This window comes from Cyanobacterium sp. (assembly GCF_054166785.1).
Map to the genome: position 1 here is coordinate 33,662 of NZ_JBSZCP010000057.1, position 21,295 is coordinate 54,956.

The 21,295-nt window shown below is 37.5% G+C and carries 22 protein-coding genes and 1 tRNA gene; 16 read left to right on the forward strand and 7 right to left on the reverse strand.

Annotated elements, in window-relative coordinates:
* Nucleotides 1-17 precede the first annotated feature (17 nt).
* Nucleotides 18-1,055, reverse strand: coding sequence for a polysaccharide biosynthesis/export family protein (locus ACXITR_RS11605; RefSeq protein ID WP_457997381.1), 1,038 nt, complete (start codon nt 1,053-1,055; stop codon nt 18-20).
* A gap of 293 nt (nt 1,056-1,348) precedes the next feature.
* On the opposite strand from ACXITR_RS11605, the gene ACXITR_RS11610 reads away from it, so the two are divergent.
* Nucleotides 1,349-1,822: an ATP-binding protein gene (locus ACXITR_RS11610; RefSeq protein ID WP_457997382.1), complete on the forward strand. Its 474-nt coding sequence runs from the start codon at nt 1,349-1,351 to the stop codon at nt 1,820-1,822.
* 1 nt (nt 1,823) lies between these two features.
* Here ACXITR_RS11610 and ACXITR_RS11615 read toward each other — a convergent pair whose 3' ends face one another.
* From ACXITR_RS11615 to ACXITR_RS11630, 4 genes are all read right to left on the reverse strand, one after another.
* Nucleotides 1,824-2,807 carry a sugar transferase gene (locus ACXITR_RS11615; RefSeq protein ID WP_457997383.1) on the reverse strand — a complete coding sequence of 328 codons (984 nt, stop codon included), beginning with the start codon at nt 2,805-2,807 and terminating at the stop codon, nt 1,824-1,826.
* A gap of 155 nt (nt 2,808-2,962) precedes the next feature.
* Nucleotides 2,963-3,442, reverse strand: a complete 480-nt coding sequence (locus tag ACXITR_RS11620; protein ID WP_457997384.1) for a glycosyltransferase — start codon at nt 3,440-3,442, stop codon at nt 2,963-2,965.
* Nucleotides 3,439-3,894, reverse strand: coding sequence for a PssD/Cps14F family polysaccharide biosynthesis glycosyltransferase (pssD, locus tag ACXITR_RS11625; protein ID WP_457997385.1), 456 nt, complete (start codon nt 3,892-3,894; stop codon nt 3,439-3,441). Before pssD ends, ACXITR_RS11620 begins: the two co-directional genes overlap by 4 nt.
* Entirely contained in the window at nt 3,891-4,943 is a 1,053-nt protein-coding gene (locus tag ACXITR_RS11630; protein WP_457997386.1) for a glycosyltransferase family 2 protein, read from the reverse strand. The genes pssD and ACXITR_RS11630 overlap by 4 nt, the downstream gene beginning before the upstream one ends.
* Before the next feature lie 202 nt (nt 4,944-5,145).
* Here ACXITR_RS11630 and ACXITR_RS11635 point away from each other — a divergent pair, with 202 nt between their 5' ends.
* From ACXITR_RS11635 to ACXITR_RS11655, 5 genes are read left to right on the forward strand one after another with little or no spacing between them, the layout of a single operon-like run.
* Nucleotides 5,146-6,033: a sulfotransferase family protein gene (locus ACXITR_RS11635; protein ID WP_457997387.1), complete on the forward strand. Its 888-nt coding sequence runs from the start codon at nt 5,146-5,148 to the stop codon at nt 6,031-6,033.
* 24 nt (nt 6,034-6,057) lie between these two features.
* Nucleotides 6,058-7,035, forward strand: a complete 978-nt coding sequence (locus ACXITR_RS11640; protein ID WP_457997388.1) for a glycosyltransferase family 4 protein — start codon at nt 6,058-6,060, stop codon at nt 7,033-7,035.
* Nucleotides 7,032-8,330, forward strand: a complete 1,299-nt coding sequence (locus ACXITR_RS11645) for an O-antigen ligase family protein (RefSeq protein WP_457997389.1) — start codon at nt 7,032-7,034, stop codon at nt 8,328-8,330. The genes ACXITR_RS11640 and ACXITR_RS11645 overlap by 4 nt, the downstream gene beginning before the upstream one ends.
* Before the next feature lie 38 nt (nt 8,331-8,368).
* The gene (locus ACXITR_RS11650; protein ID WP_457997390.1) at nt 8,369-9,391 is read left to right on the forward strand and encodes a glycosyltransferase family 2 protein; all 1,023 of its coding nucleotides are present in this window, start codon (nt 8,369-8,371) and stop codon (nt 9,389-9,391) included.
* A 44-nt stretch (nt 9,392-9,435) separates the two neighbouring features.
* Nucleotides 9,436-10,113 carry a potassium channel family protein gene (locus tag ACXITR_RS11655; protein ID WP_457997391.1) on the forward strand — a complete coding sequence of 226 codons (678 nt, stop codon included), beginning with the start codon at nt 9,436-9,438 and terminating at the stop codon, nt 10,111-10,113.
* Between the two features lie 46 nt (nt 10,114-10,159).
* Here the strand turns inward: ACXITR_RS11655 and ACXITR_RS11660 are convergent, their stop codons facing one another.
* Entirely contained in the window at nt 10,160-11,038 is an 879-nt protein-coding gene (locus tag ACXITR_RS11660) for a pentapeptide repeat-containing protein (RefSeq protein WP_457997392.1), read from the reverse strand.
* A 353-nt stretch (nt 11,039-11,391) separates the two neighbouring features.
* Here ACXITR_RS11660 and ACXITR_RS11665 point away from each other — a divergent pair, with 353 nt between their 5' ends.
* From ACXITR_RS11665 to ACXITR_RS11700, 8 genes are all read left to right on the forward strand, one after another.
* Nucleotides 11,392-11,547, forward strand: a complete 156-nt coding sequence (locus ACXITR_RS11665) for a PCP reductase family protein (protein WP_457997393.1) — start codon at nt 11,392-11,394, stop codon at nt 11,545-11,547.
* Nucleotides 11,548-11,688: 141 nt separating this feature from the next.
* The gene (locus tag ACXITR_RS11670; protein ID WP_457997394.1) at nt 11,689-13,281 is read left to right on the forward strand and encodes a glucose-6-phosphate isomerase; all 1,593 of its coding nucleotides are present in this window, start codon (nt 11,689-11,691) and stop codon (nt 13,279-13,281) included.
* 140 nt (nt 13,282-13,421) lie between these two features.
* Nucleotides 13,422-14,042 carry a serine O-acetyltransferase gene (locus tag ACXITR_RS11675; protein WP_457997395.1) on the forward strand — a complete coding sequence of 207 codons (621 nt, stop codon included), beginning with the start codon at nt 13,422-13,424 and terminating at the stop codon, nt 14,040-14,042.
* 39 nt (nt 14,043-14,081) lie between these two features.
* The gene (locus ACXITR_RS11680) at nt 14,082-14,384 is read left to right on the forward strand and encodes a DUF2499 domain-containing protein (RefSeq protein ID WP_457997443.1); all 303 of its coding nucleotides are present in this window, start codon (nt 14,082-14,084) and stop codon (nt 14,382-14,384) included.
* A gap of 157 nt (nt 14,385-14,541) precedes the next feature.
* Nucleotides 14,542-15,621 carry a class II fructose-bisphosphate aldolase gene (gene fba / locus ACXITR_RS11685; RefSeq protein ID WP_457997396.1) on the forward strand — a complete coding sequence of 360 codons (1,080 nt, stop codon included), beginning with the start codon at nt 14,542-14,544 and terminating at the stop codon, nt 15,619-15,621.
* Nucleotides 15,622-15,745: 124 nt separating this feature from the next.
* Nucleotides 15,746-16,060 carry a YtxH domain-containing protein gene (locus ACXITR_RS11690; protein WP_457997397.1) on the forward strand — a complete coding sequence of 105 codons (315 nt, stop codon included), beginning with the start codon at nt 15,746-15,748 and terminating at the stop codon, nt 16,058-16,060.
* 6 nt (nt 16,061-16,066) lie between these two features.
* Nucleotides 16,067-16,459, forward strand: a complete 393-nt coding sequence (locus tag ACXITR_RS11695) for a DUF948 domain-containing protein (protein WP_457997398.1) — start codon at nt 16,067-16,069, stop codon at nt 16,457-16,459.
* A gap of 39 nt (nt 16,460-16,498) precedes the next feature.
* Nucleotides 16,499-16,572: transfer RNA gene (locus ACXITR_RS11700), tRNA-Pro, on the forward strand.
* A gap of 292 nt (nt 16,573-16,864) precedes the next feature.
* Here the strand turns inward: ACXITR_RS11700 and ACXITR_RS11705 are convergent.
* Nucleotides 16,865-17,203, reverse strand: coding sequence for a hypothetical protein (locus tag ACXITR_RS11705; protein WP_457997399.1), 339 nt, complete (start codon nt 17,201-17,203; stop codon nt 16,865-16,867).
* A gap of 209 nt (nt 17,204-17,412) precedes the next feature.
* Here ACXITR_RS11705 and ACXITR_RS11710 point away from each other — a divergent pair, with 209 nt between their 5' ends.
* Entirely contained in the window at nt 17,413-20,664 is a 3,252-nt protein-coding gene (locus tag ACXITR_RS11710; protein ID WP_457997400.1) for a type I restriction-modification enzyme R subunit C-terminal domain-containing protein, read from the forward strand.
* Nucleotides 20,665-20,767: 103 nt separating this feature from the next.
* On the forward strand, nt 20,768-21,133 hold the full coding sequence (locus ACXITR_RS11715; protein WP_457997401.1) for a four helix bundle protein: 366 nt from the start codon (nt 20,768-20,770) through the stop codon (nt 21,131-21,133).
* Nucleotides 21,134-21,295 lie beyond the last annotated feature (162 nt).

Below are 21,295 nucleotides of genomic sequence, written 5' to 3' on the forward strand. Positions count from 1 at the left end.
ATTTGATGATCTTCAAGTTAACGAAAAAGATTTCTGAACATTAGAAGGGGGTTGAGAGGACTAAGTATATCAGTAATGGTTCTAAAAACATCTCTGGTGCTTGTTACTCTTGAATCATAACAGACCACTCCATCTCTTGCCATTAAAAATGGGTTATGGTCATCATTGTGACTGTGTCTGAGTAGGTCTTCAACTTTTCTTTCTATGATGGATGTTTCTCCTGTCAAAGAATCAACTCGGGCTAAAAGGGCAATGCGAGAGGCGTTGGTATCGGGAATACCTCCTGCACAGTTAGCGGCGATAACGGCTTGGCTAAAACGAGCTCCGTAGGGGAAGCTGATTCCTTCTTGTTGATTACCGATGGCGGCATTGGCATTACTACTGGCGGGGGTGGTGAGATTGGAAATAAAAACTTTGATGCCGGGGGGGGTGATGGCGGAGGGGCGAATTAGTTGGGGTTGAACATATCCTGTGGGGAGGACGACAATGCGATCGCCCGATATTAGAGGTATATCTTCCACGGCTTCCCCAGTAAATACCCCAGAAAGATCTACTACGGTTTCTTGATCTCCTCTTCTGAGCAAAATTTGGTGTACATTGGCTGTGGGTAAAACTCCCCCTGCTCCTCGAATGGCGTTGGTTAAAAAACGACCTAGGGGAAAGTCTCCTGTTATTTGTTGGTCTTCCCTAGAAATATTAGCATCGGCCATGAGTTCGTTTTGGTTATTAATCAGAATTAGCCCGGGCTGATAAACTTCTCCACTAATACTCACTTGTACGGGAGACCATTTTAAGATTTCGATGGTTAGTTGTAATCTTCCTTCTGGGAAAAAGCCTCTTTCTATTAGTAAATCTGATAATTTTTGTTGTATTTGATCGGGTTCTAACCCAGACACAGAAACTGAGCCTAGGAAAGGAATTTCTAATGCTCCATTTTGATTAACTTGATAAACTCCTGCAAAATATTTTTCGTTGGGTATAGAAATTTGCAGTCGATCGCCCTTGGATAGGGGTAAACTGTGGGAGGGGGGAATCATTAAGGAAGAAGTTAACAAGAATGTCAATATCTGAATGATTCTTTTGGTCTTGCTAACAAGGGAGTTCTCCATTTTGGCGTTGCTGATTTTAGATAGGATTTCTCATTTAGGTGGGGCATCTCGACTTCGAACGAGAACCATGGGGAATAGTGAGAGTGTCTCAAATACTGATTTATTTACATAATTCAGCCATACCTTATACCATGATTAAGCAATACTTTATTTTTAATTTTGCTTTTTTGCTCACTAATTATCAGTATAATCGATGAACTTATCTTTGTAGTTTATATAAAAAAAACTTATATTGTTCCATGTTTGAAAAGGTTAATAATTCCGACTCTGACCATCATTTGCGTTTACAAATTTTAAGTAATCTCGATGAGGTGGAAAATTTATTAAATTGGTTTGAAAAACACTATCAATCTCATATTCCCACTAATATTTGGTTACAAGCTCAAACATTGCTGATTGAAGGATTTAGTAATGGGGTGCGTCATGCCCATAAACATGAAGACGAGGACACCTTAATTAGTTTAGAGCTAGAAATTTATCCCCATCATTTACAAATCAAAATTTGGGATCAAGGTTTATTTTTTGATTTAGCTTCTGCTTTACAAAACTTACAAGTAAAATTAGCATCCGATGATCTTAATTTATTTGAAAGGGAGTCTCAATGGGGTTTTATTTTTTTTCTCAAATTAAGGGATGAATTCGGTTGGAGTATTGACTATATCAATGAGTTAGAGCAAGGTAATTGTTTGAAGGTGCGATCGCCCGATTTTTAATTTAAGCAGCTCCCGAATCCTTAGAAAAAATCACCATAATAGTTTTGAGGATTAACTTGAAATCGTACATTAAACTCCAATTTTCCTGATAACGTAAATCAAGTTGAATTACATCTTCAAAATTACGAATTTGCGATCGACCATTTACCTGCCATTCACCACTTAATCCGGGGCGCACATCCAACCTTTGCCAATTAGGAACTTCATAGCATCCCACCTCATCGGGGGTTGGGGGACGAGTGCCAATTAAACTCATATCTCCTTTAAGCACATTCCAAAACTGGGGAAATTCATCTAAACTGGTTTTACGTAAAAAACGACCGACACGGGTAATGCGAGGATCATTTTTATTTTTAAAAAACGCGCCTTGTGCCTGATTATCAATATTAGCTTTGAGGGCTTCAGCATTCGTCACCATGGAGCGAAATTTCCAAATTTTAAATCTTTTACCCATCCAACCACAACGGGTTTGACGAAATAAAACCGGACCTGGACTATCTAATTTTATGGCAATGGCAACGGGAATAAATAGGATTGCCACGACTCCTAAACCAATTAATGCTCCAAAAATGTCGATCAAACGCTTGGTTTTTGAGCGTACAGAAGGATGGGTGACGGAGGGTAAATCTGTTAATGTGGAGTTAGTGATGGGTATAGTGGGTTCTGTGTCAGGAATAATCGTCAATACTTGATCCATGCTGACGAGGGAAAATACTTCTTGTACTTGGGGCATAAGACTCCATATTTCCAAGGCAATATTTTTTTCTTTGGTGAATTTTATTATGCTAACTAAAGAGCCAATACCGCTACTATCAATAAATTTAGTTTGACCAAAATCTAAAATAATTTTTTCTATTTGTCCTACTTCTGTCCATTGACGATATTCTTTTTTTAAAGCTATTGCCTCTATGACGGTTAATTTAGGGGGCATTTGAACTAATAAAGTATTGCTGATCGGAGTAAGAAGGAATTGTGAATTGGTCATATAATTTAGGGGTTACTAGAGAAGTTGTTTCATGGGCGGTAGGCAAGGGTAATGATTCAACTACGCTCACCAACCGAGCAAAATACTTATATATTGAAGATTTTAGCCTGATGATAGCTTTTCAAAAAGTACTCTTTGATCTAAAGTATTTTTGATTACATGAAAGCAAAACGTTGATCTAAACTATGACAAAGGGCGATCGCACTTTGGGAAGTAACATCGGTAATAGATAGCTTACGAGGATTCGAGAGAAAACGGACTAAATCCCCCGGACACCATGCCACAGGAATATTCATTTGTTCCATAGCCATGGCCAATTCAATTTGATGATCATCAACGTGTTCTTTAAATTTTTGAGAGCGAGACACCAAAATATAAGGCTTATCAAGGGAATCTAATAACAATAAAGTACCTTCCCCACAATGACTAATAATTAAACGGGCTTCATCAATAAATTTCCGAAATTTATCTTCTTTGACAAAACGGTAAACTTTCGCCCCGGCGGGTAAAAAGGTACAGTTGCCATATTGTACGATGATTTCTTCATCAATCATCCCCGACTCTAGCAATACCTCAATCCAGTGCATCAGGCGATTAAAGGGGAATTGTTCTGTACCAACGGTGACAAAAATCATATGTTTTTGAGAGGAATAACTAATTCAGCTTGAGGATAACGAGTTTGTAGTTGAGGCCACTGTACATAAAGTACACTCAGAAAGGGTAGGAGCAATTTTGCTGATAAACTTAAGGTTTCGATACGGGTGATAGACTCAACGAAAACAGTTTTACTTCCCAATAGTTTCCCCAAAATTAAAAAGGGAACTGCAACCCCCGCACCAGTGGAGATAATGAGATCTGGTTTATTTTTACGAATTACTCGCCAAGCTAAAAATAAATTTCTGATTAGGTTGGGTATATTACGATTGGTAGGGCTATAGGCGTAATATACTTTTTCCTCTTGTAGGGCGCTTTGCGTGGTAGGAGTGGCAAATGTTACCCACTTGCGAGGATGTTTTTCCCAAAATGGTTGCAGTTGTTGTAGGGCTTTAAAATGCCCTCCTGAAGAACAAACTAATAATAATTTCATAAAAATTTTGCCTCTTCTTCTTTTTGAATACGTTTTTTTTGACTGGCCCCTGTTATTTTCATCATGAAATTTTCTAGGGCTTGATATACAAATGTAGGAAATAACCACAGTAAAAGAACTGCCACAAAGGTAATTATTGTTCTTCGAGGCTCTTCGATAATTATACGCCAATGATATTTTATCGCTTTAAAAAATAATTTTAGAGCAATTTGGGGCGATCGCAACCTAACTGCTCTTCTAGCTAAGTACCTTAATTGATAAGCTCTGGCTTTATTACCCCATTGCTTAATAAATTCAGGATTATAGGTTGCAGTTTTAGAGAGGATTCGTTGCCATGCTTCATATTGTGATGTAACATTGGCTGATAATCCCTGTTCATTGACTCGATAAAGAGTGAGGGAATTGGGGATACCTTCAATGTGCCAATTAGTTTGTAAGGCAATGCGTAACCAACATTCAATGTCTTCTGATTGTCGAAAGGTATCATCAAAATAAAAATCTTCTACTTCTCCATAAAGATTTTCTTGAAATTTGATTCCTTCTAGGGTTTCTCGACGAATTACCACCGCCGAACCATTACTAATGGGGTTACGACAAAATAGATAATCAGGGGTAATGTTGGTTAGTTGGGGAATTTGATAAATACCCAAAGCCTTACCTTCTACATCAATAAATTGAGAGCGAGAAAAACTTACTCCTACGGTGGGATTGTGATCTAAATGTTGAACATGGTAAGCTAATTTTTCAGATAGCCAAAGATCATCGGCATCAATGAAAGCTAAATAGTCTCCTTGACTATTACGAATTCCAGTGTTTCTAGCCCCCGCTAATCCTCTATTTTTTTGGTGGACAAATTTAACTTGTCCTTGAAATTTTTGCTTATTTTTATTAAGTAACTTTTGACACAGTTCTATACTGCGATCGCCACTACCATCATCCACAATAATCACTTCAAAATCTGGGTAAGTTTGGTTTAAGACCGACTCTAAAGTTTGCTCGACGGTAGTTTCTGAGTTATAAACGGGAATAATGACTGATACTTTCGTCATAATTATACAAATTGATGACAAGGCATCAAATATTGTTTATTTTTAAAAACGAATATTTTTATCCTCTTTTCTGAATTTTATCTTGATTTTTTGTTAAAGAAAATTATTATTAAATTTTTGTTACTTTAAAAAAAAGAATTTGGCTATTTTAGCCCCTTAATTCCATTTATCATTAATCCTAGAAGAACTCAAACTTTTATTTATGACACTACCTAACTTCTTGATTATCGGTGCAGCGAAAGCAGGTACAACGGCTTTAGATTCCTATTTAAAACAACATCCCCAAATTTATATGACTCCCAAGAAAGAAACTAATTTTTTCGCTTTTGAAGGGGAAACTTTAAAGTTTAATGGTATTGGCGATCGCGCCATTGAAAAATTTTCTATTACCGATTTAGCGATCTATGAGCAAGAATTTATGGGCATAAAACAGGAAAAAGCCATTGGGGAAGCCTGTCCACTATATCTTTATAGTGAAAAAGCCGTTGAGAGAATTTATCACTATATTCCTAATGCCAAACTCATTGTCATTTTAAGAAATCCCGTTGATCGAGCCTATGCTAATTTTTTGCATTTAATTAGGGATGATCGAGAGCCTGAAAAAGACTTTGGTAAAGCCCTAGATGTAGAGTGCGATCGCATTGCAAATAATTGGGAATGGTTTTGGCACTATACTCAACTTGGTTTTTATCATCATCAATTAGAAAGATATTATCAGCGATTTAACTCAGATCAAATCCGTGTTTATTTATATGAAGATTTAAGAGAGGATGCCCTTAAATTAATTAAAAATATTTTTGCTTTTTTAGAAGTAGAAATAAACTTTGAGCCTGATATGACAATTCGTCCGAATAAATCAGGAATGCCTAAAAATGAATTTTTACATCGGTTTTTAACCAAGCCAAATCCCCTCAAAAGTTTAGTTAAACCTTTATTACCTGCTTCCTTTCGGCAAAAAATTCAACATCAAAATTTAACTACTCCTGTTCTAAGTCCTGAAATTAAAGAACAATTAATCCAAATTTATCGCTCAGATATTTTAGCTTGTCAGAAATTAATTAATCGAGATCTTTCTTCTTGGTTATCGTAAATTAACAAATTATTTTAGTTAAAAATGAAACGTAAAATATGGCATTTAATCGGTGATAAAAGAGCAGGAGGGTCAAACTATCTTGTTAAGAATTTAATAACATCTCTAGGGCATAAATTCGATTTTAAAATGGTTAGACTAGAGGAGTTAGAGACACAATTAAACAAAGAAAAACCTGATTTAATTATCTTTCATTATCCCTGTGCTTGGCGATATTTATTACCTTTAAAACGATTAAAAAAATACTGTCCTATCTATATTTGTGACCATCATTATTGTCAAGGTTTTCAACAACATCAGGTATCCTCAACATTTCGTTTTCATGCTATGTTAAAACTATCTTATGGTATGGGCGATCGCATCATCTCCATTTCCCAAGCACAACGACAATGGATGATCAAGAATAAATTAGTTAAACCAGAAAAAATCACCGTCATCACTCCTGCTTCCCCTTTAGAATCCCTCTTAAAGATTCCCCCCAAAACCACCCAAGAAAAAATTATTTTAGGTGCTTATGGACGCTTTGCTCCCCAAAAAGGTTTTGATTTATTGTTAACTGCCATTAAAGAAATTAGTACCTCTCCCCAGTGGGAAAACTTTGAACTACGTTTAGGAGGTTATGGACAAGATGAGCAATTAATTACTTCTTTAGCCAAAGGATTACCCCATGTGAAATTACTAGGTGCGATCGCCCATATCGACCAATTCTTGAGCGATTGTGATGTAATTATTATTCCCTCCCGTTGGGAAGGTTGGGGCCTCGTCGCCCTCGAAGCCAAAGCCAGCGCCCGTGCCGTTGTTGCCTTTAGGGTAGATGGTTTAGTCGAACAAATTGAAAACTGCGGTGTACTGATTGCCCCCAACGATGTTTCAGCATTAGGAGAAGCAATTGTATCCCTATCCACAAAACCCATTACCCAATGGGGCATCAAAGGCAGAAACTCCGTCATTAATAGTTGGCAAAATTGTCTTCAAACATGGGAAACAACCTTAGAAAAATGAACTTAAATAAATCCACTAAAAATATTATCAAACCAGAAAATCTACCCGAAAAATTAGTATGGTACGGAATGATTTGGACCTATGGTTTTTATCTAATGGGAGCAACCTATGTTGTTGGTTCAGTCTTAGGAGTCATACTGGGCTTCTGTGTAGCAGTGCAATGGTGGCTAGAAACGGAAGAAACCCCCCCAGAAGATAGAATTTCAGTACCTTTAATTACTTGGGTATGGGTGATAGGAATGTTGGTGATGGAGGTGGCCTTAATAGTCGGTCATTTGAACTATAACTTAGGCACAGGAATGTTAATCAAATCGACCATTGGTTGGGCAAAAGGCTGGGCGGGATTTGCCCTATATCCCCTCGCAGGATGTTTAAAAATACGCCCTGAAATTATTTACCGTGCCGTGTGTATTATTTGTTTTCATACCCTGCTCATTTCCCCCCTTCTCATTATTGCTCCTATCCTTCATCTGCCAGAAATTTTATATGTATCTCCCCTCAAAGCCGTCGGGGGACCTGGTACAACCTTTTTTGATGTGTCACTCTATGAAATTGATTTCGATGGCTCTATTCGTCAGCGATTATTTACCCCTTGGGGACCTGCTTTAGGATTTGTGGCTAATGTTTACTTTATCCTTGCCCTCAAAGAGAAAAATAAAAAATGGCGTTGGTTTGGGATTATCGGAGCAATTTTTATGGCAAATATTTGTAAATCTCGTTTAGCTCTAATTGCGATCGTTTTAACTCCTCTATTTACTTTTTTCTGCTCTCGATTAACCCGTCCGATTATTTTAATTTTCATGGGTATTAGTTCAACCATTGCAGGTATTTTATCCCCCCTAATCTTTATGGCACTAGATACTTTTCAACAAAGATTTACAGAGGCCAGGGCAGATTCTAGCCGAGTCAGACGGGTTTTAAAGGAAATTGCCGCCTATCGTTGGCGCACCGAAGCCCCTATCTGGGGGCATGGAGTAGTGGAACCAGGTCCTCATGTGGTGGAGTATATGCCCATTGGTTCTCATCATACTTGGTATGGATTACTATTTATGAGGGGAATAGTGGGATTTGTGGCTTTGGCAGTACCGATGATTTTAAGTTTATTGGTGTTGCTAATTAAGGCACAAACTGACGAAGTGGCTAAGGCTGGTTTAGGAATTTTGTTTATTTTATTCCTTTATACCTTCGGGGAAAATTTGGACATTCTCGCTTATCTTTATTGGCCCGGGTTAATTATTATGGGAATAGCTTTTAAAAACAAAAAAAACATCAATTCATCCACTCATCGAGGGTAGTCGAGATGAACTTACTTCGCTCCATAAACTAACTGCTTATGAAACTTGTATCTGTAATTGTTCCTGTTTATAACGTTGAAGCCTATATTGCCCAAGCCATTGGGTCTGTTTTGAGTCAAACTTATACTCATTTTGAATTGTTAATTATTGATGATGAAGGGAGCGATCGCACCATCGATATTTGTCGGCAGTTTAAGGATTCACGTATCAGAATTATTTCCCAAAAAAATAGAGGATTAGCAGGAGCAAGAAACACAGGAATTCGCCATAGTCAGGGGGAGTATTTAGCTTTTTTAGATGGGGATGATATGTGGAAACCAGATAAATTGTTAAAACACGTTGAACATTTAAAAACTCATCCTCAAGTCGGTGTCAGTTTTTGTCGCTCCGCATTTATTGATAATCAGGATCAATTATTGGGTACATATCAGATGCCCCAATTAGAAAATATTACCGCAGAACATTTATTATATGAAAATTCCATCGGCAATGGTTCAGCCCCCGTCATTCGCAAAGAAGTCTTTGAGGAGATTTGTTTTCAAGATAATCGTCATGGGGAAAAAGAAAATTTTTATTTTGACGAGGATTTTCGGCGCTCAGAAGACTTGGAGTGTTGGCTAAGAATTGTATTACAAACTTCGTGGAAAATAGAAGGTTTTTCTGACACTTTAACCCTCTACCGAGTCAATCAAGAAGGGCTTTCAGCTAACGTCTTTAAACAATTAGCTTCTTGGGAGCAAGTAATCAATAAAACTCGCTTATATGCCCCTGATTTGATTGCCCACTGCGAAAAACCGGCCAAAGCTCATCAACTACTCTATTTAGCCCGTCAAGCCATTAAATTTAAAGATGGTAAAACCGCACTGCAATTAATTAATCAAGCATTTTCTACCTATAATAAAATTTTGTTTACCAATACCCGTGTTACGGTTTTGACTTTAATAGCTGGTTATTTACTTTATTTTTTACCTTCCCCTGTGTACAATCTTCTCGAATCTTGGGGACTCAAACTAAATGGATATATACAAAACAATGCCATCCAACGAAGGAAAAACAAATAACACTAAGTTATCATAGCGGAGAGTATCGAGAAACAGAGGAAAAAATGTATATCTTAATCGGTGGTGCAGGAATGATGGGTTTAGAGTTAGCCCAAGCCCTATTAGACATAAATCATACCGTAGCAGTTATAGACGCTGATCCTCTTGCCTGTCAATATGCTAGGGAAAAAATTGGGGTAATGGCTTTTGAAGGTAGTGCCGTTAATACTACTCTCCTCATGGAAGCGGGTATTCGTAAAGCAACCTCCGTCATTGCCGCCCTGCGAGAAGATGCCCTTAATTTAGCCATGGTGACTCTTTCTAAACATTACGGAGTACCCCAAATAGTGGTTAGAATGAATGATCGTGATTTTTATGAGCCTTATCTTTTAGCTGGGGCAACCCATATTATCAGTACCACTCAACTAGCTATTAATAGAATGGTAAATGCGATCGAATATCCCCAAGTCGATGCTATGATGCACTTTGAACAAGGACAAGTAGAGGTCATAAAACTTTCCATACCTGATCAATGTTATATTGTTGGTCGTAGCCTTGCCGAATTAGCTCAAGATCCACGTTTTCCAGTTGGTACACTTATTATCGGTTATCAAGCCCATCCCCACGAAGATTTAACCATCCCCAACGGAAATACTATTCTGGAAAGGGGTTCAACCATTCTTGCTGTTACTAAACCTGACTTAGTTAGAAAAGTAATTGATTTTATTTCCATGTGCGAATAGCCATCAATTACTAATCAATTAAGATCAAGATCAAAAAATAAAATAGTTAAGCACTAAAAGAGTTATTAGAGTTTGTCCATCTACTCTGCAATCTTTTAATGGATGAAGCTAAATATTGTTGTTTACTGTTAACCTGCTCATTTTTTTTCTGAGTATAGGGTATATTTCTATTCAATAAAGCAGGAGTAGCACTATCATCAGGAATGTTTTTTTCTGTTTCTACAATGTTTTCCCTATTTATTTTATTAATTAAAGTTTCAAAGTTAACTAAACTAGACTCGTTGTTGGTTATCTTTTGCCTTAGTTCACAATAAAAATAATTGCAATAAACTTGATCAAGTTTGGTGGTTCTATCAACTACCCAATCTTCAATGGTTACCCCTGTTAAATCAGCTTTCATAAAGTCTGTTCCTATCGCATTCGCATTACTCAAATCTACATTATTTAAATTACTGTTGACTAACTTTGCATCCATTAAATTAGCCTGAATTAAATAGGAATTACTTAGATTACTTTCTGTTAAAATTCCTAATTTTAAGTTTGCTTTAATTAAATAGCACTCTATCAAATTTGCCCTACTAAGATTACTCTGACTCAAATCTGCTCCACTAAAATCTGTTTTATTGATGTAACTTTTGGCTAGTTTTGTATTGACCATATTAGCCTTACTAAAATTACTGTTGTCAATGATTGTTTCTGTTAAGTTTGCTCCCTGAAAATTAGCATTTCGACAATTGGCATTACTCAAATTAACCCCAGTCAAGTTAGCATTTACTAGAATAGCCCAACTAAGATTAATATTTCTTAAGTCTTGTTTTGTTAAATCAATGCCACTCAAATTAGGAATAATATCAGGATTTTCTTTTCTCCATTGATTCCATTCAAATACACTGTTAGAGGTAAGAAGAGTTGCAGGATTAGTCATCTTTTTAATATTTTTTTAAGGCTTCAACATATATTAAAACTTTTTTATTAGCATTGTTTGTAGTAGCGAATACATTTCACCTAAAAACCTTAATATTTATTGTAAAATAACTTTTATGTAATACAATAAAAGTGTAAGATTAATGTAAATCTTGTGTAATATGTGATGGATTGATATGCCGAATAAATTTACAAAAATAGTAACATCGATAATACAATCAGGCTATTATTTCACAAATAATTTAATTTTGTTAGGGTAAAGAGGAAAAAAAGTAATAACTTTGATTATTGCCTTGTTTGCTTTTCAGGGTACAATTGCCTTACGAAAATAATTAGAAAAGCAAGTAAAATTTTATGGAATGGACATCAGAAGCGGAGGCAAAGTTGAAGGAGATACCTTTTTTTGTGCGCCCTGCGGCAAGGAAAAAGATTGAGAAGTTTGCCCAAGAAAATGGTGAGACGACTATTACGGTGGACGTTTATCAACGGGCAAAGGCAAAGTTTAATTAGGTGTTACTCCTCTGAAGGTTGATTCAGTTATTTATGAATGAAATATATTGAAGGGGAATAGACAACTTTAGATAAAAATGAGGTTGTTTTTTAGGGATTGTCGATCATAATAAGGACAGAATCAGATTAAATAAAAGATGTATGGATAATTTACAATTGTGGCAACGTTATCAAGATTGGCTTTATTATCACGAAGGTTTAGGGCTTTATGTTGATATAAGTCGCATGGGTTTTGATGATAATTTTTATGATAGTCTGCAACCCAAATTTGTTGATGCTTTTGATGCGGTACAAAAATTAGAACAAGGTGCGATCGCCAATCCTGACGAGAAAAGAATGGTGGGGCATTATTGGTTACGCAATGCAGATATAGCCCCTAATCAAGAAATCAAAAAAGAAATTAACGATAGTCTAGCAAAAATAAAAGCATTTACCACAGACATTCACTCAGGCAAGATTACCACTCCTGACGGAGAAAAATTTACGGATTTACTATCTATCGGTATTGGAGGTTCAGCTTTAGGCCCTCAATTTGTATCTTCTGCCCTTACAGATACTAACCCCCCTCTAAAGATTCACTTTATTGATAACACAGATCCTGCGGGAATCGATCGCACCTTAGCCCAAATCGGAGACAAGCTAAAAACTACCCTTGTGTTAGTAATTAGTAAATCAGGAGGCACCCCCGAAACCCGTAACGGAATGCTAGAAGCCAAAAAAGCCTATGAAAATAAGGGCTTAAATTTCCCTGACTATGCCGTAGCCATTACCATGATGGATGATAGCAGTAAACTATACAAAGTTGTTCAGGAGGAAAAATGGCTAGACTGTTTCGCCATGTTTGACTGGGTGGGGGGGCGTACCTCAGAATTATCCGCCGTAGGATTATTACCTGCTGCCCTTGAAGGCATAGATATTCAAGCCATGCTAGACGGTGCCAAGGAAATGGACATAGCTACCCGTATCTCTGATGTCAAGAAAAATCCTGCCGCCCTCCTTGCCCTTAGTTGGTACTATGCAGGAAATGGTAAAGGGGAAAAAGACATGGTAATTTTACCCTATAAAGATAGTTTATTGCTGTTCAGTCGCTACTTACAACAGTTAGTAATGGAGTCTTTGGGTAAAGAAGAAGACTTGGATGGTAATAAGGTTTATCAGGGTATTGCGGTATATGGTAACAAAGGTTCAACGGATCAACACGCCTATGTGCAACAGTTGAGGGAAGGGGTTGCCAATTTCTTTGCGACTTTTATTGAAGTCTTGAAGGATAGAGAGGACAATTCTTTCGAGGTGGAAAGTAATACCACTAGCGGGGATTATCTATCTGGTTTATTGCAAGGTACAAGAAAAGCCCTCTATGATAATGGTAGGGATTCGGTTACGGTAACGGTGAATGAAGTTACCCCCAAAATTGTCGGTGCTTTAATTGCACTCTATGAAAGGGCTGTTAGCATTTACGCTTATCTTATCAATGTTAATGCTTACCATCAACCCGGGGTTGAGGCAGGTAAAAAGGCAGCGGCTTCCATCTTAGATTTACAAAAGAAAGTTTTAGAAGTATTAAAAAATGCCAATAATTCCCTAACAATTACTGATATTGCCAGTAAAATTGATCCCCAAGAAATAGAGGCTATTTATAAAATTTTACGTCATTTAGAGACTAATAATCGGGGAGTAAGTTTTAAGGGCGATCGCACTTTCCCCAGTCAGCTAATCGTAAACTATAACCCATAGGACTACCTCAGCTTAATCCCTCTCTATCGAGGAATATAAACCCGACTCTGAAAAAAATACCAAGGGGATAATTCCCCCTTCTTAAAGGGCTTAGGGGGGACTAATAATATTAGCTCATCACTACTTTTAATATTAAATAGATGAAAAAAATCATCAAAAAAATATGGCTATATCTTAAAATTATTATCTTTTCTCCACTAATAATTCCCTACTATTTAACCACGGAAAAAATAGTAATAAATAAAGACATAAATAAATGGGTAGAATGCTTATCCATAGAAAAATATAGCCAAACCACTCAACTGATTAAACTATTACAACAAGCCCCCGAATATCGTAACCTATACTATTTTCGCCTATCAAAAGGGAACTTTATCCCCAAGATAGTCATGTATCTTTTAAAGATAATCTATCGCCCCTGCGGTTATTTTTTCCTCGATGAATCCTGTAATATTGGCGGCGGCTTATTCATTCAGCATGGATTTAGTACCATCATCATGGCAGACATCGGCGAAAATTGCTGGATAAACCAACAAGTAACCATCGGTTATAAAGATAAAACAGGAAGACCAAAAATTGGTAACAATGTCAGAATTACCGCAGGCGCAAAAGTATTGGGAAATATCGAAATCGGTGATAACGTAGTAGTCGGTGCCAATGCCGTAGTTACCAAAAATGTACCCCCCAACTGTGTGGTGGTAGGAATACCCGCTTACATTATCAAAAGAGATGGGGAAAAAGTAAGACAAGAGCTAAGATAAAAATAATCAGCCATGAGTAGTTATTTTGAAACCGAAATTATGCACGCATTATCAATTCCTACTTGGATAGTCCATGTGTCTAGCGTCATCGAATGGATTGTTGCCATTTGGTTTATCTGGCGTTACGCAGAAGTAACAGGAGAAGATAGTTGGCGTTGGTTAGCATGGGGAATGTTACCAGCATTGATTAGTGCTATGTGTGCTTGTACTTGGCATTTTTATGATAATCTCCCTAGTTTAGAATGGTTAGTCACTATTCAGGCCTTAACTACCGTTATCGGTAACAGTACCCTTTGTTTAGGGGCTTGGAAAATTTGGAGTTTTGCCACCAAAGAAGAATAAAAAGTAGTCCCTTTGAAGCTGAAAGAAATAACCGAGACATTACACAAAAGATAAGAGAAAAATCTGAAAAATATCTGAAGATCCAACCATAATGAGTTAAGATCCTTAACATAGAAAATCTTAAATTACTATAAAAAAAATTTAACGGAGGCAATTTATGGCTTTAGTTCCTATGAGACTTCTGCTTGACCATGCAGCAGAAAATGGTTATGGTATCCCTGCGTTTAACGTAAATAACCTTGAGCAGATTCTTTCTATCATGGAAGCAGCTAATGAAGCTGATAGTCCTGTTATTTTACAGGCTTCCCGTGGCGCTCGTACCTATGCAGGAGAAAACTTCCTTCGTCACCTCATTTTAGCGGCAGTAGAAACCTATCCTCATATCCCCGTGGCAATGCACCAAGACCATGGTAACAGCCCTGCAACCTGTTATTCTGCAATCCGTAATGGTTTTACCAGTGTAATGATGGATGGTTCTTTACAAGAAGATGCTAAAACCCCCGCAACTTTCGAGTATAACGTAAATGTAACCGCAGAAGTTGTTAAGGTAGCTCACTCGGTGGGTGCTAGTGTGGAAGGAGAATTGGGCTGTTTAGGTTCTCTCGAAACTGGTATGGGTGAAGCGGAAGATGGTCACGGTTTTGAAGGAAAATTAGACCATTCTCAACTGTTAACCGATCCTGAAGAAGCAGTAGAATTCGTAGAGCGTACCCAAGTAGATGCTTTAGCCGTTGCGATCGGTACTAGCCACGGTGCTTACAAATTTACCCGTAAGCCCACTGGTGAAATCCTTGCCATCAGCCGTATCGAAGAAATCCACGCTAAGTTACCTAATACCCACTTAGTAATGCACGGTTCTTCTTCTGTACCCCAAGAGTGGTTAGATATGATCAATGAATACGGTGGTAAAATTCCTGAAACCTATGGTGTACCTGTAGAGGAAATCCAAAAAGGTATTAAGAGTGGTGTTCGTAAGGTAAATATTGACACTGACAACCGTTTAGCTATTACTGCGGCTATCCGTGAAGCTGCCGCCAAAGATCCTTCTAACTTCGATCCTCGTCACTTCTTGAAACCTTCTATGAAGTACATGAAACAAGTTTGTTTGGATCGTTATGAGCAGTTCTGGACTGCTGGTAATGCTAGTAAAATCAAGCAAGTTAGCTTAGATGATTTTGCTGCTAAGTATGCTAAGGGTGAGTTAAGTGCTACCACCAAGAAAACTGTAGCTGTATAATCTCCCTATGGTTTGAGGCAAGAGGGGCGAATTATTTTCGCTCCTTTTTTGTGCATTATATTCACCTTTCACAATCTCCGTTAAACTAATAGAGAGGTTAATGATTAGTTGATTAATTTAGATAATGAGCGAAGAGAAAAATAAAACGGCTTTTATTGGTGGTTTATTGTTAGGGGGAAGTATAGGTGCGATCGCCTCTATCTTTTTAGCTCCTAGAAGTGGGAAGGAAAATCGTCAAATCTTGAAAAAAACCGCCCAAGCCCTGCCTGAAATGGCGGAGGATTTATCTTCTACCCTCAAAATTAATAGTAGTCGTCTATCAGCCTCGGCCCTTGATGGTTGGGAAAATACTCTTACTCGGTTAAAAGTGGCGATCGCCGCTGGCATTGAAGCCAGTGAAGAAAAGACCAATCAAGAAGAAAAAGAAGAACAAAAATAAATGCCTATGAGTAATCCCATCATCTGGTTAGGATTATCCTTTGCCCTCGTTGCCATTAGCCTCTGTGGCGTTTTGGTTGCCCTTATTCCCCTCGCTCAACAATTAAGTAATACCGCCCGTAGTGCTGAAAAACTGCTAGATACCATCAACAAAGAATTTCCCGATACCCTCGAATCCCTTAAAGCTACCAACTACGAAATCACAGAATTAGCAGGGGAAGTAAAACAAGGGGTAAAAAGTGTTTCATCCGTCACAAAGCAAATAGATAATAATCTTACCCAAGCAAAAAAACAAGCTAAAAATGTACAAGTAAAAAGCCGAAGTTTGTGGACAGGATTAAAAATAGGACTAAAAACATGGAAAAATTATCCATCCCTGCCAGAAGACCAAGACTCCTAGCCAAGGATGGCGAAAAATGTTATTATATTGTATTGTTAGCGGGATGTGGCGCAGCTTGGTAGCGCACTTCGTTCGGGACGAAGGGGCCGCAGGTTCAAATCCTGTCATCCCGATATGTTAGTGTACAGTGCCAAATTATTTGTCATCGGTGACAGATTCTTGTCGTGATGCCACATTAGGTGTCGTGATGACTAATTCTTGTCGTTGAACTGCCAGTGACAAATTATTGTCGTCTTTCTTCTGGAAATCAATATTCATTCTATTAATATAATTAGTTGCGATGTTTAACATCATCCCGAACGAAGTGCGCCTTTCAATCTATCCTTACATGATTATATCGTATTGGATTCTTTGTTCAAAGAGGAGGACTACGAAGTAGATTATTTTGAGAATGCCCCTGAGAACCTAGAGGGAAATACTTATTCTCTGTAATCGAAACCTTAGTTTTTTTTGGATGGCTAGGTAAGATTTGTACATATACTCAATCAAGCTAATAAGGCTTTGATAGAAACGAGCGGGTTGATTGTTGAAAGGTAGTTGACTTTTTAATTCTTGACAGATATTTCTTACTAAGCCTTTTGGTAAGTTGCCTTTTTTATGCCAGTTTTCTATTTCTTCATTTTCATATAATTGTTTCAGAATCTCATTAATCATAGGAGTATTTTTCAATGCCATTAAGTCCCAAACTTGGCGACGATGGGACTCAGGAGCAATTAGTCGGCAATGAATAGTGATTACAGTCATAAAGATAAAGGAATTAGCAAGAAGTTATAAGGATTTTGATATTTCTCCTCAGAGTTTTTTTTTATTTTAGAACTGTTTATATATTAACACATGAATGTTTTTATATGCAATCTATAAACGCTCAATGTGTTATATCAGCGTTTCTTGATGGATCAAGATGATTTAAAATGATTATGATAATCTCACTTAACGCACAACCATAAAAAACATTGCCGTATTTAACGAGTAAGCAGGTATCAAAGATAACAGGATGTAGCCTGAGACAGTTACAGTATTGGCGTGAACAAAATGTTATTATTCCTGTACTAAATGCTCCGGGGAAGGGAAAAAGTGTTCTTTATGAAAAGGTCGATATTGTGGCTGTCATCATAATGATCAAACTTCTCAATACGGGCTTAGATTATCAAAAGGCTTGTAATGTATTGACTTTTTTACAAGAGAAGAATGTGGATTTTTCTGATGATGGGAAAATTGATGGTCGCTATTTGATTATTCTCGACTCAGAAAATGACAGCATAAAGATTGTGGAGTTTGAGGTTGAAAGTATTAAGGAAAGTCTCAAGTGGGGGCATACTTTTATTCCTTTATTACTAGATAAAATTTATGACGAGTTGGAGCAAAAGTTAAAGGGGTTAAAAATGCAGAAGGATTCACGAGATAGCAATGGTAAAGGAATTGAAGAGTCTGAACAAAAAACCAGAGAATCACGCATTGATAATCTTTTACGAGGATTGGGGTGGAAAGGGTGTAAGTATGATGATAATTTAGAAATTAGTCAATTAAATGGCTATTGGGTGGAAGAATATCCATTAGCAACAGGTAGGGCAGATTATGTTTTGGTGGTAAATGGGTTGTTAGTAGGAGCCATTGAAGCCAAAAAAGTATCCAGCGATCCTTTGTCGGCCATGGAACAAGCAAAACGCTATTCAAGGGGGGCTTTTGATGGTGTTGGTGACTGGCGAGGGTATAGGATTCCCTTTCTCTATTCAACTAATGGGGAATCGATTTATTTTCTTGATATTAGAAAAGAGCAAAACTTGACTCGTCCTGTATCTTCTTTTCATACTCCTTCAGGGTTACTGGAGTTATTGAATCGTAGCGACAACATTGCTGATGATTGGTTAAGAAATAACCCTATCGAACAAAACGAATATTTAAGGTCATACCAAGTAGAGGCGATCGCATCTATTGAAAACGCCATAGAACAAGGTAAACGAGAATTATTAGTGGCGATGGCAACGGGTACTGGTAAAACTTTTACTATTGTTTCTTCTATTTATCGCCTTTTGGCTTCTAAAAGGGTAAAGCGAGTATTATTTTTAGTTGACCGCAGAGCATTAGCTGCACAAGCAGTCAGGGCATTTGCTTCCTTTTCTACTCCCAATGGTAAGAAGTTTGATCAAGAATATGAGGTATATAGTCAACAATTCAAACAAGAAGAGTACGGGGAAGAAGATAAGTTTAACTCTAAAGTATTACCTAATAAATACTTAACTGAACCTTCAGAAATTCATACTTTTGTGTATGTTTCCACCATTCAAAGGATGGATGGTAATTTGTTTGGGAAGAAAAACAATGTCACTGTGGGGGATACTCAAAACTCTGGGAGATTCCTCGACAAGCTCGGAATGACAAATGAGAATGATAGTGTCATTTTGAACGATAGTGAAGAATCTGAGGGATTCCTCAATAAACTGGGAATGACAGATGATAATGGAGATTATGAATTTGAAGATGGGGCAGAAACTTTACCTATTCCTATCCATGCCTTTGATTTAATCATCTCTGATGAATGTCATCGAGGCTATACTGCCACTGAAAATGGTTCTTGGCGAAAGGTTTTGGATCATTTTGATGCCATTAAGATTGGTTTAACTGCCACTCCTGCTATTCATACCCTTAATCTTTTCCGAGATGTTGTCTTTCGTTATAGCACTGAACAGGCGATCGCAGATGGTTATTTAGTGGACTATGAGCAGGTTAATATTAACTCGGACGTAACTATTAATGGTACTTTTCTCAGACAAGGGGAAATGGTAGCTAGAATTGATCGCAAAACAGGAGAAAAATTGTATGATCATTTAGAAGACGAACGGGAATTTAATGCTACTGATATAGAACGTAAAATAACAGTACCCGATCGCACCCGTAAAATTATTCAAGAAATTGGTAAATATGCCTTGAACCATGAAGAGGAAACAGGGCGTTTTCCTAAAATCCTAATCTTTGCCTGTAATGATTTGGATCATACTTCCCACGCTAATCATGTGGTGACTATTTGTAAAGAAGTATTTAACCGAGGAGATGACTTTGTCCAGAAAATTACAGGGAAAGTCGATCGCCCTTTACAAAAAATCAGAGAGTTTCGTAATCGTCCTAACCCTGCCATCGCCGTTACCGTAGATTTGTTAACTACGGGGATTGATATACCTGCCATTGAATTTGTGGTATTTATGCGATTTGTAAAATCTCGTATTCTCTGGGTACAAATGTTGGGACGGGGGACAAGACTATGTCAAGACATCAATAAGACTCATTTTAAGGTGTTTGACTGCTTTAATGGCTCTTTGGTGGAATACTTTGCGGACTCTACTGATTTTCGCTTTGTGCCTCCCCGTCAACAGAGTATGCCTTTTTCTCAGGTAGTGGGTAATATTATTTATGATGTTGATCGAGAACGTCACTTAGATTTATTAAATCGACGGTTACATAGAATTGATCGTAGTATTACCCTCGAAGGGAAGGAACAATCGGACTTATACTTATCTGGTGCTAGTTATAAAGGTTTAGCTAGAACTTTTCAAGACTTATTTGAGGAAAAACCAGAAGAGGCGATCGCCCTTTTACAGGATCAAGAATTTATCGACTTTCTGGAAAACTATCCCCGTCGTCGGGCTACTTTTTTAGTTGCAGAGGAGGTAGAGGATACCGTTAGTTCGGAAATCGTAATACAAGGGCAACCTCCTGAGAGTTATTTAGATGGTTTTTATCGCTTTGTGGAGGAAAATAGTGATCAGATTGAAGCCTTACAAATCCTGCGTCAACGCCCCCAAGATTGGGGAGTGAATGCCCTAGAGGAGTTGAGAAGTAAATTAAAGGAAAATCGCTTTACAGAGGAAAATTTACAAAGGGCTTATAAGTTAGTCCATCAAAAGGCTTTAGCGGATCTAATTTCTTTGATTCGTTCTGCGTTTGATCATTCTTATCCTGTTTTTACTGCTGAGGAAAGGGTGGAAAGGGCGATCGCCTTTGTGACTGATGGTAAACAATTTACAGATGAACAATTGCAGTGGTTAGGTTATATAAAACAGCATCTGATCCAAAATCTAAGTATCAATTTAGATGATTTTGAATATGCCCCTGTCTTTGAATTGCATGGGGGAAAAGGAAAGGCTAAAAAAGTTTTTGGTACTGATTTTAATAATCTTATCCGTGATTTAAACAGTGCGATCGCGGCTTGAGGAAAAAGGCAGAAGTGCGAAGGCAGAAGGCAGAAGTTCAAAAGGGTATAAGTATGGGTAAATATTATAAAGTTAAAACAAATTGAAAAGGAGGTAAGGTGAAATGAGTTATAAGAGTCAGTTTATTTGGCAAAGGGCGGTTAATTTATCCGTGAAGTGTTATCAACTCACTCAAACGTTTCCTAAGTCTGAATTATATGGTTTAACAAGTCAAATAAGGCGTAGTTCTGTTTCCGTTGCTTCTAATATCGCTGAAGGTTATGGGAGACAATATAAATCAGAATATATACAATTTTTACATATTGCTTTAGGTTCTTTAAGAGAACTTGATACACAGTTAATAATAGCCAAACAGGTCAATTTAAGTGATAGTTCATTAATGGGAGAAACACTACAAGAAGTTGAAGAAATGCAGAGTATATTAGTATCTGCGATTAACAAAATCAAGACGAAAGAAGGCAGGAGATAAGAAGGCAGAAAGCAGATGTTAAATTATTAACGTATTTGCATCAAAACTTCTGCCCTCGTACTTCGCACTTCCAACTTTCCGCAAAAACTTCTGCCCTCGTACTTCGTACTTCTGCTTTTCCACCAACCTTCTGCCCTCGTACTTCGTACCTCTACCTTATCA

Bases quoted from the DNA above. Each gene is read 5' to 3' on its own strand.
- ACXITR_RS11610 (WP_457997382.1), top strand. From the start codon at position 1,349: ATGTTTGAAAAGGTTAATAATTCCGACTCTGACCATCATTTGCGTTTA.
- ACXITR_RS11615 (WP_457997383.1), bottom strand. From the start codon at position 2,807: ATGACCAATTCACAATTCCTTCTTACTCCGATCAGCAATACTTTATTA.
- ACXITR_RS11620 (WP_457997384.1), bottom strand. From the start codon at position 3,442: ATGATTTTTGTCACCGTTGGTACAGAACAATTCCCCTTTAATCGCCTG.
- pssD (WP_457997385.1), bottom strand. From the start codon at position 3,894: ATGAAATTATTATTAGTTTGTTCTTCAGGAGGGCATTTTAAAGCCCTA.
- ACXITR_RS11630 (WP_457997386.1), bottom strand. From the start codon at position 4,943: ATGACGAAAGTATCAGTCATTATTCCCGTTTATAACTCAGAAACTACC.
- ACXITR_RS11635 (WP_457997387.1), top strand. From the start codon at position 5,146: ATGACACTACCTAACTTCTTGATTATCGGTGCAGCGAAAGCAGGTACA.
- ACXITR_RS11640 (WP_457997388.1), top strand. From the start codon at position 6,058: ATGAAACGTAAAATATGGCATTTAATCGGTGATAAAAGAGCAGGAGGG.
- ACXITR_RS11645 (WP_457997389.1), top strand. From the start codon at position 7,032: ATGAACTTAAATAAATCCACTAAAAATATTATCAAACCAGAAAATCTA.
- ACXITR_RS11650 (WP_457997390.1), top strand. From the start codon at position 8,369: ATGAAACTTGTATCTGTAATTGTTCCTGTTTATAACGTTGAAGCCTAT.
- ACXITR_RS11655 (WP_457997391.1), top strand. From the start codon at position 9,436: ATGTATATCTTAATCGGTGGTGCAGGAATGATGGGTTTAGAGTTAGCC.
- ACXITR_RS11660 (WP_457997392.1), bottom strand. From the start codon at position 11,038: ATGACTAATCCTGCAACTCTTCTTACCTCTAACAGTGTATTTGAATGG.
- ACXITR_RS11665 (WP_457997393.1), top strand. From the start codon at position 11,392: ATGGAATGGACATCAGAAGCGGAGGCAAAGTTGAAGGAGATACCTTTT.
- ACXITR_RS11670 (WP_457997394.1), top strand. From the start codon at position 11,689: ATGGATAATTTACAATTGTGGCAACGTTATCAAGATTGGCTTTATTAT.
- ACXITR_RS11675 (WP_457997395.1), top strand. From the start codon at position 13,422: ATGAAAAAAATCATCAAAAAAATATGGCTATATCTTAAAATTATTATC.
- ACXITR_RS11680 (WP_457997443.1), top strand. From the start codon at position 14,082: ATGCACGCATTATCAATTCCTACTTGGATAGTCCATGTGTCTAGCGTC.
- fba (WP_457997396.1), top strand. From the start codon at position 14,542: ATGGCTTTAGTTCCTATGAGACTTCTGCTTGACCATGCAGCAGAAAAT.
- ACXITR_RS11690 (WP_457997397.1), top strand. From the start codon at position 15,746: ATGAGCGAAGAGAAAAATAAAACGGCTTTTATTGGTGGTTTATTGTTA.
- ACXITR_RS11695 (WP_457997398.1), top strand. From the start codon at position 16,067: ATGAGTAATCCCATCATCTGGTTAGGATTATCCTTTGCCCTCGTTGCC.
- ACXITR_RS11705 (WP_457997399.1), bottom strand. From the start codon at position 17,203: ATGACTGTAATCACTATTCATTGCCGACTAATTGCTCCTGAGTCCCAT.
- ACXITR_RS11715 (WP_457997401.1), top strand. From the start codon at position 20,768: ATGAGTTATAAGAGTCAGTTTATTTGGCAAAGGGCGGTTAATTTATCC.